Annotated in this window: 18 protein-coding genes and 1 tRNA gene; 1 reads left to right on the top strand and 18 read right to left on the bottom strand. The window is 62.9% G+C overall.

Annotation, left to right across the window (positions count from 1 at the left end):
* Positions 1–15 precede the first annotated feature (15 nt).
* The 15 genes from nuoL to tpiA all read right to left on the bottom strand — a co-directional run bounded on the left by nuoL (position 16) and on the right by tpiA (position 13,515).
* Positions 16–2,124, bottom strand: coding sequence for an NADH-quinone oxidoreductase subunit L (gene nuoL / locus ACP7EY_RS04485; RefSeq protein WP_426190894.1), 2,109 nt, complete (start codon positions 2,122–2,124; stop codon positions 16–18).
* 52 nt (positions 2,125–2,176) lie between these two features.
* Positions 2,177–2,485, bottom strand: a complete 309-nt coding sequence (gene nuoK / locus ACP7EY_RS04480) for an NADH-quinone oxidoreductase subunit NuoK (protein WP_426190892.1) — start codon at positions 2,483–2,485, stop codon at positions 2,177–2,179.
* A complete protein-coding gene (locus tag ACP7EY_RS04475) occupies positions 2,482–3,144 on the bottom strand; it encodes an NADH-quinone oxidoreductase subunit J (protein WP_426190890.1) in 663 nt (220 codons plus the stop codon). The genes nuoK and ACP7EY_RS04475 overlap by 4 nt, the downstream gene beginning before the upstream one ends.
* 19 nt (positions 3,145–3,163) lie before the next feature.
* Entirely contained in the window at positions 3,164–3,652 is a 489-nt protein-coding gene (gene nuoI, locus ACP7EY_RS04470) for an NADH-quinone oxidoreductase subunit NuoI (protein ID WP_426109751.1), read from the bottom strand.
* 9 nt (positions 3,653–3,661) lie between these two features.
* A complete protein-coding gene (gene nuoH, locus ACP7EY_RS04465) occupies positions 3,662–4,732 on the bottom strand; it encodes an NADH-quinone oxidoreductase subunit NuoH (protein WP_426190888.1) in 1,071 nt (356 codons plus the stop codon).
* A 14-nt stretch (positions 4,733–4,746) separates the two neighbouring features.
* On the bottom strand, positions 4,747–7,086 hold the full coding sequence (nuoG, locus tag ACP7EY_RS04460) for an NADH-quinone oxidoreductase subunit NuoG (protein ID WP_426190886.1): 2,340 nt from the start codon (positions 7,084–7,086) through the stop codon (positions 4,747–4,749).
* A gap of 15 nt (positions 7,087–7,101) precedes the next feature.
* Positions 7,102–8,397 (bottom strand): NADH-quinone oxidoreductase subunit NuoF, encoded by a 1,296-nt coding sequence (nuoF, locus tag ACP7EY_RS04455; protein ID WP_426190884.1) that lies wholly within the window; start codon positions 8,395–8,397, stop codon positions 7,102–7,104.
* Positions 8,394–8,873 (bottom strand): NADH-quinone oxidoreductase subunit NuoE, encoded by a 480-nt coding sequence (gene nuoE, locus ACP7EY_RS04450; protein ID WP_426190882.1) that lies wholly within the window; start codon positions 8,871–8,873, stop codon positions 8,394–8,396. Before nuoE ends, nuoF begins: the two co-directional genes overlap by 4 nt.
* 27 nt (positions 8,874–8,900) lie before the next feature.
* Complete coding sequence (locus tag ACP7EY_RS04445; RefSeq protein ID WP_426190881.1) at positions 8,901–10,154, bottom strand: NADH-quinone oxidoreductase subunit D; 1,254 nt, start codon at positions 10,152–10,154, stop codon at positions 8,901–8,903.
* Positions 10,154–10,747 carry an NADH-quinone oxidoreductase subunit C gene (locus tag ACP7EY_RS04440; protein WP_426190879.1) on the bottom strand — a complete coding sequence of 198 codons (594 nt, stop codon included), beginning with the start codon at positions 10,745–10,747 and terminating at the stop codon, positions 10,154–10,156. The genes ACP7EY_RS04445 and ACP7EY_RS04440 overlap by 1 nt, the downstream gene beginning before the upstream one ends.
* Before the next feature lie 12 nt (positions 10,748–10,759).
* Entirely contained in the window at positions 10,760–11,236 is a 477-nt protein-coding gene (locus ACP7EY_RS04435) for a NuoB/complex I 20 kDa subunit family protein (RefSeq protein WP_305504525.1), read from the bottom strand.
* A gap of 3 nt (positions 11,237–11,239) precedes the next feature.
* Positions 11,240–11,599: an NADH-quinone oxidoreductase subunit A gene (locus ACP7EY_RS04430; RefSeq protein ID WP_426110490.1), complete on the bottom strand. Its 360-nt coding sequence runs from the start codon at positions 11,597–11,599 to the stop codon at positions 11,240–11,242.
* 157 nt (positions 11,600–11,756) lie between these two features.
* A tRNA-Leu gene (locus ACP7EY_RS04425) sits at positions 11,757–11,843 on the bottom strand.
* Positions 11,844–12,262: 419 nt separating this feature from the next.
* Positions 12,263–12,700 carry a preprotein translocase subunit SecG gene (gene secG / locus ACP7EY_RS04420; protein ID WP_426190877.1) on the bottom strand — a complete coding sequence of 146 codons (438 nt, stop codon included), beginning with the start codon at positions 12,698–12,700 and terminating at the stop codon, positions 12,263–12,265.
* A 74-nt stretch (positions 12,701–12,774) separates the two neighbouring features.
* Positions 12,775–13,515 (bottom strand): triose-phosphate isomerase, encoded by a 741-nt coding sequence (tpiA, locus tag ACP7EY_RS04415; RefSeq protein WP_426190875.1) that lies wholly within the window; start codon positions 13,513–13,515, stop codon positions 12,775–12,777.
* A gap of 419 nt (positions 13,516–13,934) precedes the next feature.
* On the opposite strand from tpiA, the gene ACP7EY_RS04410 reads away from it, so the two are divergent.
* Entirely contained in the window at positions 13,935–15,293 is a 1,359-nt protein-coding gene (locus ACP7EY_RS04410; protein ID WP_426190873.1) for an SGNH/GDSL hydrolase family protein, read from the top strand.
* Positions 15,294–15,322: 29 nt separating this feature from the next.
* On the opposite strand, the gene ACP7EY_RS04405 is transcribed toward ACP7EY_RS04410, so the two are convergent.
* The 3 genes from ACP7EY_RS04405 to ACP7EY_RS04395 form a co-directional block, all read right to left on the bottom strand.
* Positions 15,323–15,952, bottom strand: coding sequence for a tetratricopeptide repeat protein (locus ACP7EY_RS04405; RefSeq protein WP_426190871.1), 630 nt, complete (start codon positions 15,950–15,952; stop codon positions 15,323–15,325).
* A 59-nt stretch (positions 15,953–16,011) separates the two neighbouring features.
* On the bottom strand, positions 16,012–16,806 hold the full coding sequence (locus ACP7EY_RS04400; RefSeq protein WP_426190869.1) for a GIN domain-containing protein: 795 nt from the start codon (positions 16,804–16,806) through the stop codon (positions 16,012–16,014).
* A 71-nt stretch (positions 16,807–16,877) separates the two neighbouring features.
* Positions 16,878–17,069, bottom strand: coding sequence for a hypothetical protein (locus ACP7EY_RS04395; RefSeq protein WP_426190867.1), 192 nt, complete (start codon positions 17,067–17,069; stop codon positions 16,878–16,880).
* Positions 17,070–17,206 lie beyond the last annotated feature (137 nt).

Below are 17,206 nucleotides of genomic sequence, written 5' to 3'. Positions count from 1 at the left end.
CTTTGCGTATCTAGTTTAAGCGTGCCAGAACGGGAAGAAATACATCAGCGTGGCGAGCACACCGAGAATCATCACGAACGCATAGTGGTAGATGTAGCCGGTCTGCGCAGTGCGCACGATCGACGAGAACCAGCCCACCAGTTTGGCGCTGCCGTTGACGATCAGGCCGTCGATCAGGCCCTTGTCGCCCACGTTCCACAGACCGTTGCCGATCAGGCGGGCACCGCCCGAGAACACGACATCGTTGAACTTGTCCATGTAGTACTTGTTCTCAAGCAGCGTGTGGACGGCGTGGAAGTGCTTGAAGAACCAGGCGGGAACGCGCGGGTTGATCATGTAGCAGTAGTAAGCAGAGGCAACGCCACCGATGGCCAGCCACAGCGGCAGACTGGTCAGCGAGTGAATCGCCATGGCCAGCGGACCGTGGTATTCCTCTTTCAGCAGTTCGACCGCCTTGTGGTTTTCACCGACAAAGATGACGCCCTTGAAGAAGTCGCCGAACAGCATCGGACCGATGGTCAGGTAACCGATCACGACCGACGGGATCGCCAGCATGACGAGCGGGAACCAGACGACGAACGGCGACTCGTGCGGCTTCTGACCCGGGGCCAGGCCATGGTGGGCGTGGTCGTCATGGTCGTCTTCGGCGTGCGCGTCGTGGGCATCGTGCTTGTCAGCGTGCTTGGCGTCGTGCTTGGCGTCGTGCTTGGCGTCGTGGCCATGGTCATGGGCGTGCGGCTGACCGAAACGCTCTTTACCGTGGAATACCAGGAAATACATGCGGAACGAGTAGAAGGCGGTGACGAACACACCAGCCAGCACGGCGAAATTGGCAAAGCCGGCGCCCCAGATGTGTGTCTCGTGGACCGCTTCGATGATCGAATCTTTCGAGTAGAAGCCGGAGAAGAACGGCGTGCCGATCAGGGCCAGCGAACCGAGCAGCGACGTGATCCAGGTGATCGGCATGTACTTGCGCAGGCCGCCCATGTTGCGGATGTCCTGGTCGTGGTGCATGCCGATGATGACAGAACCGGCGCCCAGGAACAGCAGCGCCTTGAAGAAGGCGTGCGTCATCAGGTGGAACACGGCGATCGAGTAGGCGGACGAACCCAGTGCCACCGTCATGTAGCCCAGTTGCGACAGGGTCGAGTAGGCGACGACGCGCTTGATGTCGTTCTGGATGATGCCCAGGAAACCCATGAACAGCGCCGTGATGGAACCGATCACGAGCACGAACGACAAGGCGGTGTCCGACAGTTCGAACAGGGGCGACATGCGCGAGACCATGAAGATACCGGCGGTAACCATCGTCGCCGCGTGGATCAGCGCCGAGATCGGGGTCGGGCCTTCCATCGAGTCAGGCAGCCACACGTGCAGGGGGAACTGGGCCGATTTGCCCATCGCGCCGATGAACAGGCAGATGCAGGCCGCCGTCAGCAGGGGCCAGCCAGTGGCGGCCACTTGCATCGTCGCCAGCGCTTCGCGCTTGGCGAAGATTTCCTGGTAATCCAGCGAACCGCCGTAAGCGAGCAGCAGGCCGATACCGAGAATGAAGCCGAAGTCGCCCACGCGGTTGACCAGGAAGGCTTTCATGTTGGCGAAAATTGCCGTCGGACGGGTGTACCAGAAACCGATCAGCAGGTACGAGACCAGGCCCACCGCTTCCCAGCCGAAAAACAGCTGGAGGAAGTTGTTGGCCATGACCAGCATCAGCATCGAGAAGGTAAACAGCGAGATGTACGAGAAGAAGCGGTTGTAGCCTTCGTCTTCCGCCATGTAGCCGATGGTGTAGATGTGCACCATCAGCGACACGAAGGTCACCACGCACATCATCATCGCCGACAGGGCGTCGATCTGGAAGCCGACCTGCATTTTCAGCGCGCCCACCGTCATCCACGTGTAGATGGTCTGGTTGAAGGAGTAACCGTCGTTGACCAGCAACAGGGTATGCACCGAGATGATCAATGCGATCAGCACGCCAAGAATACATGCTGCCGTCGAAACCTTGCGGCCGACCACGTTGCCGAAGAACTTCGTGCCAAGCAGACCGGCAATTGCCGAGCCGACCAGCGGCGCCAGTGGCACTGCCAGCAGCAAGTTAGGGTTGAGAATTTGCCCCGCCATGTTGAACCTTAATCGTTATTTATATGAATGAAGTTGCAAAACGATGCAAACCTTAGCCCTTGAGGCTGTCGAGGTCTTCCACGTTGATCGTGTCCAGATTACGGAACAGTACGACCAGGATCGCCAGGCCGATGGCCGACTCAGCGGCAGCAACGGTCAGGATGAAGAAGACAAAGATCTGCCCTGCCGGATCGCCCAGGTAATGGGAGAAGGCGACGAAGTTCAGGTTGACCGCCAGCAGCATCAATTCGATCGCCATGAGCAGCACGATGATGTTTTTGCGGTTGAGGAAAATCCCCACGATCGAGATGGCGAACATGATCGCCCCCAGGATCAGGTAGTGTGCGAGCGATAAGGTCATTTTGGCTCCTTGGCAGGGATGTCGGCGGCAGCGGCGGCGGCAGCGGTCGAGGCGGCGTCGAGCGCCGGCTGGTCGACCGAGGCCATCTTGACGATGCGCAGGCGGTCGTTGCGCTTGACACGCACGGCGGCGCCGGGATCGATGGCCTTGGTGTCCTTGCGCTTGCGCAGGGTCAGTGCCACGGCAGCAATGATCGCCACAAGCAAGATCACTGCGGCAATTTCAAAGCCATAAATATATTTCGTGTAGATCAGCAGGCCCAATTCCTTGGTGCCGCCGATGTGGCCGGCCGAGGCAGGCTCCTGCACCGAACCGAGGAAACCGCGCCACAACACGGCCGCCATTTCCAGCACGATCAGGGCGCCGATACCGGAGGCCAGTGGCAGATAGCCCCAGAAGCCTTCGCGCATGCGGTCGGTGTTGATGTCGAGCATCATGACGACGAACAGGAACAGCACCATGACCGCGCCCACATACACGAGCACCAGCACGATGGCCAGGAACTCGGCCTTGAGCAGCAGCCACAGGCCGGCCGCGTTGAAGAAGGCCAGCACCAGGAACAGTGCGGCGTGGACCGGGTTGCGCGCGGTGATGACGCGCGTGGCGGCCAGCACCATGATGGCCGAGAACGCGTAGAACAGAACAGTTTTAAATTCCATGAGGTACGGGCTCTTTTGATTAACGGTACTTGGCATCGGCCGCGCGGGCGGCGGCGATGTCGTTTTCGTAGCGGTCGCCCACGGCCAGCAGCATCTCTTTGGTGTAGTAGAGATCGCCGCGTTTTTCGCCGTGGTATTCCAGCACGTGGGTTTCGACGATCGAATCGACGGGGCACGACTCTTCGCAGAAACCGCAGAAGATGCACTTGGTCAGATCGATGTCGTAACGGGTGGTACGGCGCGAGCCGTCATCCCGCTGCTCGGACTCGATGGTGATGGCCATCGCCGGGCACACCGCTTCGCACAGTTTGCAGGCGATGCAACGCTCTTCACCGTTGGGATAACGGCGCAGTGCGTGCAAGCCACGGAAACGGGGCGACATGGGGGTCTTCTCTTCCGGATATTGCACCGTGATCTTGCGAGAAAACATGTACTTGCCGGTCAGGGCCATGCCCTTGAACAGCTCGGTCAGCATCATGCTGCCGAAAAAATCTTTTACGCGATCCATTGCTTTTCCTTACTTCCAAATATTCCAGGATGTCTGCATCCAGCCTGCGACCAGGACCAGCCACACCAGCGTCAGCGGAATGAACACTTTCCAGCCCAGGCGCATGATCTGGTCGTAGCGGTAGCGGGGGAAGGTGCCGCGGACCCAGACGAACAGGGAGACGATCAGGAAGGTCTTCAAGAACAGCCAGAAGAAGCCGCCGAAGGCGCCACCGATGTCGAGGAAGCTGAACGGCGCAGCCCAGCCGCCGAGGAACATGATCGAGGCCAGCACGCCGATCAGGATCATGTTGGCGTATTCGGCCAGCATGAACATCGCGTAGGACATGCCCGAATATTCGACCATGTGACCGGCGACGATCTCGGACTCGCCCTCGACGACGTCGAAGGGGTGACGGTTGCACTCGGCCAGGCCGGAAGTCAGGTACACCACCAGCAGCGGCAGCAAGGGCAGCCAGTTCCACGACAGGAAGGACAGGCCCTTGTCGACCATCATGCCGTGCTGTTGCCCGGCGACGATATCGGAGAAGTTCAGCGAACCGGACACCATCAGCACCACGACCAGCACGAAACCCATCGGGATTTCATACGAGATCATCTGGGCCGAAGCGCGCATCGCACCCATGAACGAGTACTTCGAGTTCGAGGCCCAGCCGGCGATGATGATGCCGTACACTTCCAGCGAGGTGATCGCCATCAGCAGCAGCAGGCCCGCGTTGACGTTGGCCAGCGCCACTTCGGGGCCGAAGGGCACCACCACCCAGGCGGCCAGCGCCGGGGCGATCGTCATGATGGGGCCGAGGATGAACAGCGCCTTGCTGGCCTTGGCCGGCACGACGATTTCCTTGAACAAGAGCTTGATCGCATCGGCGATCGGCTGCAGCAGGCCGGCAGGGCCGACCCGGTTGGGGCCGACGCGGATCTGGATCCAGCCGATCAGCTTGCGCTCCCACAGGGTGGCGTAAGCAACCAGACCCATCAGCGGCAACAGCACGCACAGGATCTTGATCATGGTCCAGACGAACAGCCAGCCATTGGCGCCCAGCAAAGCGGTGCCGTGGGCCTGGGCGGTAACAATCATGTCTGACAGCGCCATTATTTGCCCTCCCCGGCTTTGACTACCTCGATGGCGCCGAACATGGCGCCCAGCATGGCGGTCGACGGGTGCGCGGCAGCGACGCGCACCGTGTTGGCCGGCAGGCTGGCATCAACCTTGGCAGTCAGCACGGCCGAACCGGCGCCTTGCGTGACCTTGACGGTATCGCCCGACTTGACGTCCAGCGATGCGGCCAGCGCGGCTGGCAGGTAAGCCAGCGGCGCCTGCCCGTCGGCCGTGCGCAGCAGCGGCGGCGAACGGCGCGACACGGCGTCGGCGAAATAGATGGGCACGTCGGCGAGGCGTTGCAGACCAGCGACGCTGCCAAAGGCGGCGGCGACAGGCGCAATGTTGGCGCTATTGCTCAGTTTCGCGGACACGTCCATGTTGCCCTTGCCCAGCACGTCGTCGCGGATCGCTTCCGAGGTGTCGTAGTCGAAACCGGACAGGCCCAGCAGGTTGCCCAGCACGCGCAGCACTTTCCAGGCCGGACGGGCTTCACCCATCGGCTTGACGGTGCCGTTGAAACTTTGCGCGCGGCCTTCGCAATTGACGAAGGTGCCCGAGGTTTCCGAGAACGGTGCGATCGGCAGCAGCACGTCGGCATAGTCGAGGCCGTGACGGAAAGCGCTCATGGCGATGACCATCTCGGCGCCCTGCAAGGCGGCCACGGCTTGCTGCGGGTTGGCAGCGTCGAGCTCAGGCTCGGCGTTGAGCAACAGATAGGCTTTTTTCGGCGCTGCGAACAGCGAGGCGGCGTTTGGCGAGGTGGCGCCGGCGATGTGCCCGCCCACCGCGTTGGCGGCGTCGACCAGATAGCCCAGCTTGGCGCCGGTGGCCGTGGCCAGCCATTCGGCGGCGGCGTGCAGTTGCGACGCTTGCGGGTGGTACAGCGCCGCATTGCCCAGCAAAATCACGGCAGGCGTGTCGGCATTGGCGCCCAGCAGGCTGGCGGCAATTGCGCCGGCCTTGTCGTCGGCGCTGACGGCTTCAAAGCCAGCCGGCGCGGCGATTTCCTTGGCCTTGGCCACGGCGGCGACGACGCCGGCGATGGCGGCGAGCCAGTCGGTCGGCGCGGCGACGATCTTGTTCGCAACGGGAATGAGCAACTCGTCGTCCGCACCGTGGATCACCGACAGCTTGGCGCCGGCCTTGACGGCGGCGCGCAGGCGCGTGGCGACCAGCGGATGGTCCTTGCGCAGGAAGGAGCCGATGACCAGGGCCCGCTTGACGCTGCTCAGTTCAGCGATCGGCACGCCCAGCCAGGGAATGACTTTGCCATCGAGGGCGAAGTCGGTCTGGCGCAGGCGGAAGTCGACGTTGTCGGAGCCGAAACCGCGCATGGCTTTTTGCAACAGGTGCAATTCTTCCAGCGTGGAATGGGGCGTGGCGACGGCAGCGATGGCGTCGGCGCCGTGCTCGTGCTTGATATTGCGCAGGCCGTGGGCGACGTACTCGAGGGCCGTCTGCCAGTCGGTGGTTTGCCAGTGACCGCCCTGCTTGATCATGGGGCTGGTCAGGCGTTCGTCGGAATCGAGCGCTTCATACGAGAAGCGGTCCTTGTCGGACAGCCAGCATTCGTTGATCGCGTCGTTTTCCAGTGGCAGCACGCGCATGACGACGCCACCCTTGACTTGCACGATCAGGTTCGAGCCCAGCGAGTCGTGCGGCGAGACCGATTTGCGGCGCGACAGTTCCCAGGTACGGGCGCTGTAGCGGAACGGCTTCGAGGTCAACGCGCCCACGGGGCACAGGTCGATCATATTGCCCGACACTTCGGAGTCGACGGTCTTGCCGACGAAGGAGGTGATTTCAGCGTGTTCGCCGCGGCCCAGCATGCCCAGTTCCATCACGCCGGCCACTTCCTGGCCGAAACGTACACAACGGGTGCAGTGGATGCAACGGGTCATTTCCGCCATCGAGATCAGCGGGCCGGCGTCTTTCGGCGGTACGACGCGTTTTTCTTCGTCGTAGCGCGAGTTCGACTTGCCGTAACCGACCGCCAGATCCTGCAACTGGCATTCGCCGCCCTGGTCGCAGATGGGGCAGTCGAGCGGGTGATTGATGAGAAGGAATTCCATCACCGACTTCTGTGCCTGCACGGCCTTGGCGCTGTTCGAGCGCACGATCATGCCTGCCGATACGGGCGTGGCACAAGCGGGCAATGGCTTGGGGGCCTTTTCCACTTCGACCAGGCACATGCGGCAGTTCGCCGCAATCGACAATTTCTTGTGGTAGCAGAAGTGCGGGATGTAGGTTCCCAACTTGTTGGCAGCGTCCATCACCATCGAACCCGGTGGGACTTCTACCTTCTTGCCGTCAATTTCAATTTCAACCATGAGTGTGCTCTGGCCTTAGATATAAGCAGGCACCAGACAGTGCTTGTGCTCGATGTGATATTCAAATTCTTCGCGGAAATTCTTGACGAACGCACGGACCGGCATCGCAGCCGCATCGCCCAGCGCGCAAATGGTGCGGCCCTGGATGTTGTCGGCGATCGAGTTGAGCATGTCCAGGTCATCGGGACGACCCTGGCCGTTCTCGATCCGGTGGACCATGCGGTACATCCAGCCCGTGCCTTCGCGGCATGGCGTGCACTGGCCGCACGATTCTTCGTAATAAAAATAGGACAGGCGCATCAGCGACTTGACCATGCAGCGCGTCTCGTCCATGACGATGACGGCGCCCGAGCCCAGCATGGAGCCGGCCTTGGCGATCGAATCGTAGTCGAGGTCGGTGTCCATCATGACGTCGCCGCGCACGACGGGCGCCGACGAACCGCCGGGGATGACGGCCTTGATCTTTTTGCCGCCGCGCATGCCGCCCGCGAGTTCCATCAGGGTGGCAAATGGCGTGCCCATCGGGACTTCGTAGTTGCCTGGACGCTCGACGTCGCCCGAGATCGAAAAGATCTTCGAGCCGCCGTTGTTCGGCTTGCCCAGTGCGGCGTACGCTTCGCCGCCCATGTTCATGATGAACGGCACGGCAGCAAACGTTTCCGTGTTGTTGATCGTGGTGGGCTTGCCGTACAGGCCGAACGAGGCGGGGAATGGCGGCTTGAAGCGGGGTTGGCCCTTCTTGCCTTCGAGCGACTCGAGCAGCGCGGTTTCTTCGCCGCAGATGTAGGCGCCGTAACCGTGGAAAGCGTGCAACTGGAACGTGAACTCGCTGCCCATGATGCGGTCGCCCAGCATGCCGGCGGCGCGCGCTTCTTCCAGTGCTTCTTCGAAACGGTCGTACTCGGCGAAAATCTCACCGTGAATGTAGTTGTAGCCCACCGTGATGCCCATCGCATAAGCGCCGATGGCCATGCCTTCGATCAGTGCATGGGGGTTGTAACGGATGATGTCGCGGTCCTTGAAGGTCCCAGGCTCGCCTTCGTCGGTGTTGCAGACGAGGTATTTCTGGCCCGGGTACTGGCGCGGCATGAAGCTCCACTTCAGGCCGGTAGGAAAACCGGCGCCGCCGCGCCCTCGCAGGGACGAGGTTTTCAGTTCGGCGATGACCTGTTCCGGCGTGATTTTTTCTTCGAGGATGCGGCGCAGGGCCGTGTAGCCACCGCGCGCGACGTAATCCTGCAAGTGCCAGTTCTTGCCATCGAGGCCAGCGAGAATCAGCGGTTTGATGTGACGATTATGGAGGGAGGTCATTTCTTCAGTTCCTCGAGCAGCGCGTCGATTTTTTCGTGCGACATCCAGCTGCACATGCGCTTGTTGTTGACCAGCATGACCGGTGCGTCGCCGCACGCGCCCATGCACTCGCCTTCGACCAGGGTGAACAGGCCGTCAGCGGTGGTGTCGCGGTAGCCGATACCGAGCTTCTTTTGCAGGTACTGGCCGGCCGATTCGCCGCCCGACAGGGCGCACGGCAAGTTGGTGCACACGGAAATCTTGTGCTTGCCGACGGGCTTGACGTTGTACATATTGTAAAACGTGGCCACTTCCTGCACGGCGATGGCGGGCATGCCCAGGTAGTCGGCGATTTCCGCCATCAGTTCCGGTGGCAGCCAGCCGTGCTGGTCCTGGGCGATGGCCAATGCCGCCATCACTGCCGATTCCTTGTGGTCCGGCGGGTACTTGGCGACCTCGCGATCGATTTTCTTGATTGAATGCTCAGTTAACAACATTGTGTGTGCCTGCTTGGTCAATACTATTTAGCGGTCGATACTGCCGAAGACGATATCCTGGGTGCCGATGATGGTGACGGCGTCGGCGATCATGTGACCGCGCGCCATCTCGTCGAGACTTTGCAGGTGGGCGTAGTCGGGGGCGCGGATCTTCAAACGGTAGGGCTTGTTGGCGCCGTCGGAGACGATGTAGATGCCGAACTCGCCCTTCGGATGTTCCACCGCCGCGTAGGCTTCGCCGGCGGGCACGTGCATGCCTTCGGTGAACAGCTTGAAGTGGTGGATCAGCGACTCCATGTTGGTCTTCATGTCGACCCGGTTTGGCGGCGCGATCTTGTGGTTGTCGATCATCACCGGGCCCGGGTTGGCGCGCAGCCAGGCGGACGCCTGCTTGATGATGCGGTTCGACTGGCGCATTTCTTCCACGCGCACCAGGTAACGGTCATAGCAGTCGCCGTTGGTGCCGACCGGCACGTCGAATTCCATCTTGTCGTAGACGGCGTAGGGCTGCTTCTTGCGCAGATCCCACTCGACGCCGGAGCCGCGCAGCATGGCGCCCGTAAAGCCCATCGCCTTGGCCGCTTCGGGCGAGACCACGCCGACGCCGACGGTACGCTGTTTCCAGATACGGTTGTCGGTGAGCAGGGTTTCGTATTCGTCGACGTAGGTGACAAAACGCTTGGAGAAGTCGTCGATGAAGTCCAGCAGCGAGCCCTGGCGCGCTTCGTTGAGCGCGTCGATGGCCTTGGCACTGCGGATGATCGAGGCCTTGTGCTTGGGCATGGCGTCCGGCAGATCGCGGTACACCCCGCCCGGGCGGTAGTAGGCCGCGTGCATGCGCGCGCCCGACACCGCTTCATAGACGTCGAACAGGTCTTCGCGGTCGCGGAACGCGTACAGGAAAGGGCCCATGGCGCCCACGTCGAGCGCGTGCGCGCCCAGCCACATCAGGTGGTTGAGCAGGCGCGTGATCTCGTCGAACATTACGCGGATGTACTGGGCGCGCACGGGCGCTTCGATGCCCAGCAGCTTTTCGATCGCCAGCACGTAGGCGTGCTCGTTGGCCATCATCGACACATAGTCGAGACGGTCCATGTACGGCACCGACTGCAGGTAGGTGCGGGTTTCGGCCAGCTTTTCGGTGGCGCGATGCAGCAGGCCGATGTGCGGATCGGCGCGCTGGATCACTTCGCCGTCGAGCTCGAGGACCAGGCGCAGCACGCCGTGGGCCGCAGGGTGCTGGGGACCGAAGTTGAGGGTGTAATTCTTAAGTTCAGCCATTATTTGAGACCGTAGGTTTCTTCGCGGATCACGCGCGGGATGATTTCACGCGGCTCGATCGTCACGGGTTGATAGATCACACGCTTCTGCTCGGGGTCGTAGCGCATTTCGACATAGCCCGTGACGGGGAAGTCCTTGCGGAACGGGTGGCCGATGAAACCGTAGTCGGTGAGAATCCGGCGCAGGTCGTTGTGGCCTTCGAACAGGATGCCGTACAGGTCGAACGCTTCGCGCTCGTACCAGTTGGCCGAACGCCAGATGCCGGCCACCGAGGCCAGCACGGGCAGGTCTTCGTCTTCGGCAAACACGCGCACGCGCACGCGCCAGTTGTGTTCGATCGACAGCAGGTGCGAGACGGCGGCGAAACGCAAGCCATCCCACGCGCCTTCGCCGTAGGTGGAGTAATCGACGCCGCACAGGTCGAGCAGTTGCTCGAACTGCAGGGTCGGATCGTCGCGCAGCGTCAGCATGGCCGCCAGGTAGTCGGCCGCTTTGAGCACGACCGTCACTTCGCCCAGGGCGGCAGTGACGACGGCGTTGTCACCGAGTGCCGCGCGCAGCGCCGCTTGCAGGTGGTCGAGTTTGGTTGTCATGGTAGTCGCCTCTTAGCGTGCGATGGTGTTGGTGCGCTTGATCTTGTTCTGCAACTGCAAGATACCGTAGAGCAGGGCCTCGGCCGTCGGCGGGCAGCCCGGCACGTAGACATCGACCGGCACGATGCGGTCGCAACCGCGCACCACCGAGTACGAATAGTGATAGTAGCCGCCGCCGTTGGCACACGAGCCCATCGAGATGACCCAGCGTGGCTCGGGCATCTGGTCGTAGACCTTGCGCAGGGCCGGGGCCATCTTGTTGCACAGGGTGCCGGCGACGATCATGACGTCGGACTGGCGGGGCGAGGGACGGAAGACGACGCCGAAACGGTCCATGTCGTAGCGCGCCGCGCCCGTGTGCATCATCTCGACCGCACAGCAAGCCAGGCCAAACGTCATCGGAAACATCGATCCGGTGCGGGCCCAGTTGATCAGCTTGTCAGCTGTGGTGGTAATGAAACCTTCGTTTAATACGCCTTCAATAGCCATGGCTTATTCCCAATCAAGGGCACCTTTCTTCCAGATGTACCAAAATCCGACGACGAATTCAGCGATGAACACCATCATCGTCACAAAACCGGACCAGCCCAGTTCGCGCATCGACACGCCCCACGGGAAGAAAAACGCCGTTTCCAGATCAAACAAAATAAACAGGATTGCAACGAGGTAGTAGCGCACGTCGAACTTCATGCGGGCGTCCTCGAACGCTTCGAAGCCGCATTCGTACGGCGAGAGCTTGGCGGCATCCGGCGCGCTCTTGCTGAGCAGCTTGCCCAGCACCTGCGGCACGACACCAACGCCGATGCCGACCAGGATAAACAAAAGAACGGGGAAATATGATTCGAGGTTCACGTGGATGAGCCCTTGTTGATTGATCGGTTAATGAACCACTGCGCGCTTGCAGTGCCCTGTCGCCCGACCCTGATCATAATGCAAGCAGGATAAAGCGACTGACCATCGTAAAAAAGCCAGCTCAGGCGCACAGCCCTTGCTGGCTTCTAGTATTTCTTGGTGCCGACGGCGAGACTCGAACTCGCAAGGGATTTCTCCCACTACCCCCTCAAGATAGCGTGTCTACCAATTTCACCACGTCGGCGTTGAGACAGCTATTCTAACCCGCGTTACCACTATTTTTCAATGGCAAACTTGCGCTAGCGCAGGGAAATAACAGCTTATATTTAAAACTTATTGGGGCACCGTGCCTGATTGACGACAGGCTGCCTAATTGCTAAGCATAATATCTTTTTTCGTCAATACAGTCACCCTGGTGCAGCGCCCTGAACCGCCCTTGACGCGCTCACACCAGCCTGGCGCCGCAAAGGCCAGGCATGCCACCGATACCACCGCACGACAAAACTACAAACCTACAAAACTACAAAGCTGCAAAACTACCGAACTGCTGCACTTCCGGCGCAGCGCCTCACTTGCAGGCCGTCCGCCCCGCCAGCCGCCCCGCGGGCGGCCTTACTGCAATGCCGCGCAAACACGGCCTTCAAGCATGACGCGCAATAATGATTACTTCGGCACGGCGCCACCTGGGGCCGCTGGCACGACCGCCGGCGCCACTGGCGCGGTGGCGGGCACGGCAGCCGAACCGGTGACGGGTGCGACTGGTGCTGGCGCCGCCGTGGTGGTGGCAGGAATTGCCCCGCTACCCGTGACCGGCTTGGCCGGGGCAACCCGCTCCATGACGCCGGCGCCGGCGATGGGACCGCGCTGCGTGCCGAAATACGCCAACGCCAGGGTCGACGCAAAAAACACGGCCGCCGCCACGCCGGTCGACTTGGACATGAAGTTCGACGAGCCTGTGGCGCCGAACAGGCTGCCCGACGCGCCGGAACCGAAGGCGGCGCCCATGTCGGCACCCTTGCCGTGCTGCATCAGCACCAGGCCGATGATGATCAGGGCCGACAGAACCTGTACGACGACGATAAGATTGAACAAGGTGTTCATGGCGTTTCCATTTCTAGTTTGACTGCGAGTTTTAAATTTGGTTCGGACGCCATGGAAGCGGCGCCGTTCATTTCTTAGCCGGCGGCGGCAATGATGGCCAGGAAATCGACTGCCTTCAATGCGGCTCCACCGATCAGGCCGCCGTCGATGTCGGCCTGCGCCATCAATTCGCGGGCATTGTCCGGCTTCATGCTGCCACCGTACAAAATCTGCACCTTGCCGGCGCTCTTCTGTTCCAGTTGGGCCCGCAGTTGCGCGTGCACCTCCTGCGCCATGGCGGGAGTGGCGGTCTGGCCCGTGCCGATCGCCCACACGGGCTCATAGGCCAGCACCAGGCGCGCCGCGTCGGCGTCGCTGAGCAGGCCGAGCACGGTGCCCAGTTGTTCGCCAACCACGGCAAAGGTCTGCCCGGCGTCCCGCTCGGCCAGGGTTTCCCCCACGCAAACGATCGGCGTCAGGCCTGCCGCCAGCGCCGCGACGGTTTTTTTCGCCACCAGTTCGCTCGATTCGGCGTGCATGGCGCGCCGCTCCGAGTGGCCGACGATGACGTAGCTGCAGCCGAAGTCGGCCAGCATGGCCGCGCCGACTTCGCCCGTGAAGGCGCCGCTGGCATGGGCCGAGACGTCCTGCGCGCCCCACGCCAGCGGGGTGCCGCCCAGCGCCGCCTGGCACTGGGCCAGGTAAGGCGCCGGCGCGCACACGGCGCTGTCAGCGGCGTGCTGGCCCAGCCCCGCCTTGAGGGCGTCGAGCAAGGCGGCGTTGGCGGCCAGGCTGCCATTCATTTTCCAGTTACCGACAACGAGTTTGCGACGCATGGGGTGGGTCCAGTTTTGGTATAACCCGCTATTTTAACCGCCGCCGAGGAAACTGGTCAAACCTTGTGGGTTGCTTTTGAATAAATGAAACGTTGGCGCGGTGCCAGTCGACCGCCATCGGGCCGCCGTCGGGCCGCCGTCGGGCCGCCGCGGCGGCGTAAGGCGGCATCAGGCGGCATCCGGCGGCGCCAGGCGGGAGAGCGGGCGATTTTTGTCTGCGCCGGACGCAGGCGCACCACCTGCCGTACTGCCCTACAGCAAGCAACCCCTGCCGTCCTTCGGTCCTGCGTTAGATCTGGCTCAACACATTGTGCGGTGCCGTCTAGCCGACGGCGAACGCTGGCCGTACATTGAAGCTGTCACGGCGTATGCATGGTGCATACGTCAACGCTGGGTTCGCCAGCACATGGGAGACCGCAATGATGTCGTCTATTTTCACGCCGCGCCGGCTATTGCGCGCGCGCCGCCCCGCCCTGCCGGCGTTCGCCGCGCTGCCCCGGCTGTTTCTCGTGCTGCTTTTTCTGCTGGGTTGCCTGCAGATGGCGCCCGCCACAGCCCAGACCATCCCCGACTGGCGCACCGAGCAGTGGGCCGGCACCTGGGGCGCCGGCCCGGCCGGCCCGCCGCTCGACAGTGCAACCGCGGTACTGAACAGCCAGACCTTGCGCCTGATCGTCCATACCAGCGTGGGCGGCAGCCGCGTGCGCATCCGCCTGTCCAACGAAATGGGCAGCACCATCCTGCGCGTCGGCAGCGCCCACATCGCCCTGCGCGCGGGCAGCGCCGCCGCCATCGCCGCCGGCAGCGACCGCACGCTCACCTTCAGCGGCGCCACCAGCGTGGCGCTGGCGCCGGGCGCGGCGGCCCTGTCAGACCCCGTCGCACTGACGGTGCCGGCGCTGGCCGACCTGGCCGTGAGCCTCTATCTGCCGGGTGCGGCGCGCGTGAGCACCTTGCACGCGGCGGCGACGCAAATCAGCTATATCTCGGCGCCGGGCAATTTTGTCAATGCCACCAGCTTCCCCACCCAGAGCACCACCGAGCAATGGCCCTTCCTCACCGAGGTCGATGTCAGCAACGGCGGCGCCTTCATCGCACTGGGTGACTCCATCACCGACGGCTTGCGCAGCTGGGGCAACTACAACTACCGCTGGCCCGACTGGCTGGCGCGGCGCCTGCAAAGCGCGGGCGGCAGCAACAGCCGGCTGGGCGTGGTCAACCGCGGCATTGCAGGCAACAACCTGCTGAGCAATCTGCAGACGGGCTCGCTGGGCGGCCGCAGCGCGCTCGAGCGGTTCGACCGCGATGTGCTGGCCACCGCCGGCGCGCGCTTCCTGTTCGTCCTGAGCGGCACCAACGACATCCTCAACAGCACCACCTCGTCGCCCGTCAGCGCCGACGAGCTCATCGCCGGCTACCGCCAGCTGATCGCCCGCGCCCATGCGCGCGGCATCGCCGTGTTCGCCGGCACCCTGCCGCCCTTCGAAGGCGCCAGCTACTACACGGCGGCCAAGGAGCTGGTGCGCCAGGCGGCCAACAACTGGATCCGCGCCAGCGCCGAGTTCGACGGTGTGGTCGACTTCGACCAACTGCTGCGCGACCCGGCCAACCCGCGCCGCCTCAATCCCAGCTACGACAGCGCCGACCACCTGCATCCCAACAACGCCGGTTACCAAGCCATGGGCAACGCCCTGCCACTGAGCTGGTTCGGCGGCACGAGCGCAGCGGTGACGGGCATGGAACAAGCCAGCCAGGCGGTCGTGGGCATGGAACAATAAAACGGCCGGGCACCGCCCGCGCGTGCCCCTCAATTGCCCGGCACGACGCCGCTGCGCGAGTTTGCCGGCAAGGCGGTGCCCGGCTTCCAGTTGCGCGACAGCGCCTGCGCCTCCTCGATCTGCTCCTGGCTCATCAGGCGTGCCACGGCGGCGCGCTGCGCCGTGGCATTGTTGTTGCCACCGGCCGAGGCCAGGTTCCACAACATGTAGGCGATGACCATGTCCTGCGGCATGCCGGCAACCTGGTAGCGGACCATCAAGCCCAGCGCATACTGGGCGTCGGCGTGACCTTGCTCGGCGGCACGTCGAAACCATTGCACGGCCACTTTCTGATCCTGGGGCACGGCGTTGCCCGTGTAGTACATGGCGCCCACCACGTACTGGGCATCGGCCTTGCCTTGCAGGGCGGCCTTGCGGTGCCATTCCAGCGCCAGCTTGTAGTCGCGCTTGACGCCCCGTCCCATGTAATACATCAAGCCCAGCAAATGCTGGGCGTCGGCGTTGCCGGCCCGGGCCAGCGGGGTAATTTCGCGCAGGGCGACATCGTAACGGCCCCCGTTGTAAGCGCTGGCGCCCTCGGCAAAGCCGGCCAGTGCCGGGGCTGGCATTCCCAGACCCAGGCCGCACGCCAGGGCGACGGCCAATAAGTGTTTTTTCATGTCCCTCGATGCGCTTTTTTCGTCGTCATTTTGTTGTTCTTGCCGAAACTGCCCCTGCCTTACTTCCAGCTGACCTTGCCCAGCCCATCGATGCTGACCGAGCGGTGCTGCGGCTTGCCGTAGACCGTCACCGAGCCCATGCCTGACAAGTTGAGCACCGCATTCTGACGCGCCATCACGCTCGCATTGCCCAGGCCACTCATGTCGAGTTCGACCGTGTCGGCCTGGAATTTCTCGGCGTCCAATCTGCCCAGGCCGCCCAGCGAGGCCTTCAGCAACCGGGTGCGGCCGATCAAGGTCATGATGCCGGCCCCGTGCAGGTTCAGGTCGATGCGCTCACTGTTGCCGCTCTGGATGTTCATGCTGCCGATGCCGCCCAGCGAAGCGTTGACGGCCTTGTAGTCTGCGACCATTTTCAAGGCGCCGGCGCCATCGAGCACGAGATCGATTTCGTCGCCGCTAAAGCCGAACACTTCGGTCGAACCGACACTGTCGGAGCGCAATTCGCGCAAGCGCGGCAGGGTCAGCTCGGCCCGCAGCAGCTTGCGGCCACCGAACTTGACGCGATGGTTCTCGGTGTCGATGACGAGGGTGTCGCCGTTTTGCACGGTGCTGGTCTTGACGACCAATTTGCGCTCGCCAATGAGCACCAGTTCGGCCACGGCGCCCTGGCGCACCTTGAGGTCGATGATGCCGTCGAGCTTGATGCGTACCACCCGTGCATCGACGGGACGCGCTTCGCTGATGCTGCCCTCGTTGCCGGCCTTGGCGTCGGCGGACGTGCGCTCGTCGGCGCCGAGGGCGCCGCCGGCGACCAGGCACAGGGCCATGGCGACGGTAATCAAATGCTGCATGGGCTGTTTCCGATCTTGTTGTTGTCGATTGTCTGGTGTGGCGTTGCCGCGTTGCGCCAAGGCGCCGGCCTTCACAGGCGGCGCTGGCGTTTGCCGACGATGGTGACGACCTGCACCGGGCCGCTGACGGGGGCGGCAATGACTGCCGCGCTGGCGCTCACGGGCGCCTGGCGCGCAGCCACGGCGGCGGTGGCGATGCCGCTGGCGGCAACGAGGGCCAGGGCGGCGAGCAGCACGGTGTCCCTATGTTTGGCGAGATGCATGGCGCAGATCCTTCGGCGTGGAGTTGGTATGAGGGAACTGTAGCTCCCGCATGCCGGTATTTCCACCGGATTGCGATGGACTGCATAAAACGCCTGCTCAACGACACAAAAGCGGGTGCCGGCCCGCCTGCATTGGC

It is taken from the genome of Massilia sp. DWR3-1-1, assembly GCF_049898325.1.
Lineage (GTDB): Bacteria > Pseudomonadota > Gammaproteobacteria > Burkholderiales > Burkholderiaceae_D > JAFCUW01.
The sequence above is the reverse complement of the archived record's forward strand: the minus strand, read 5'-3'. Positions and strand labels throughout refer to the sequence as shown.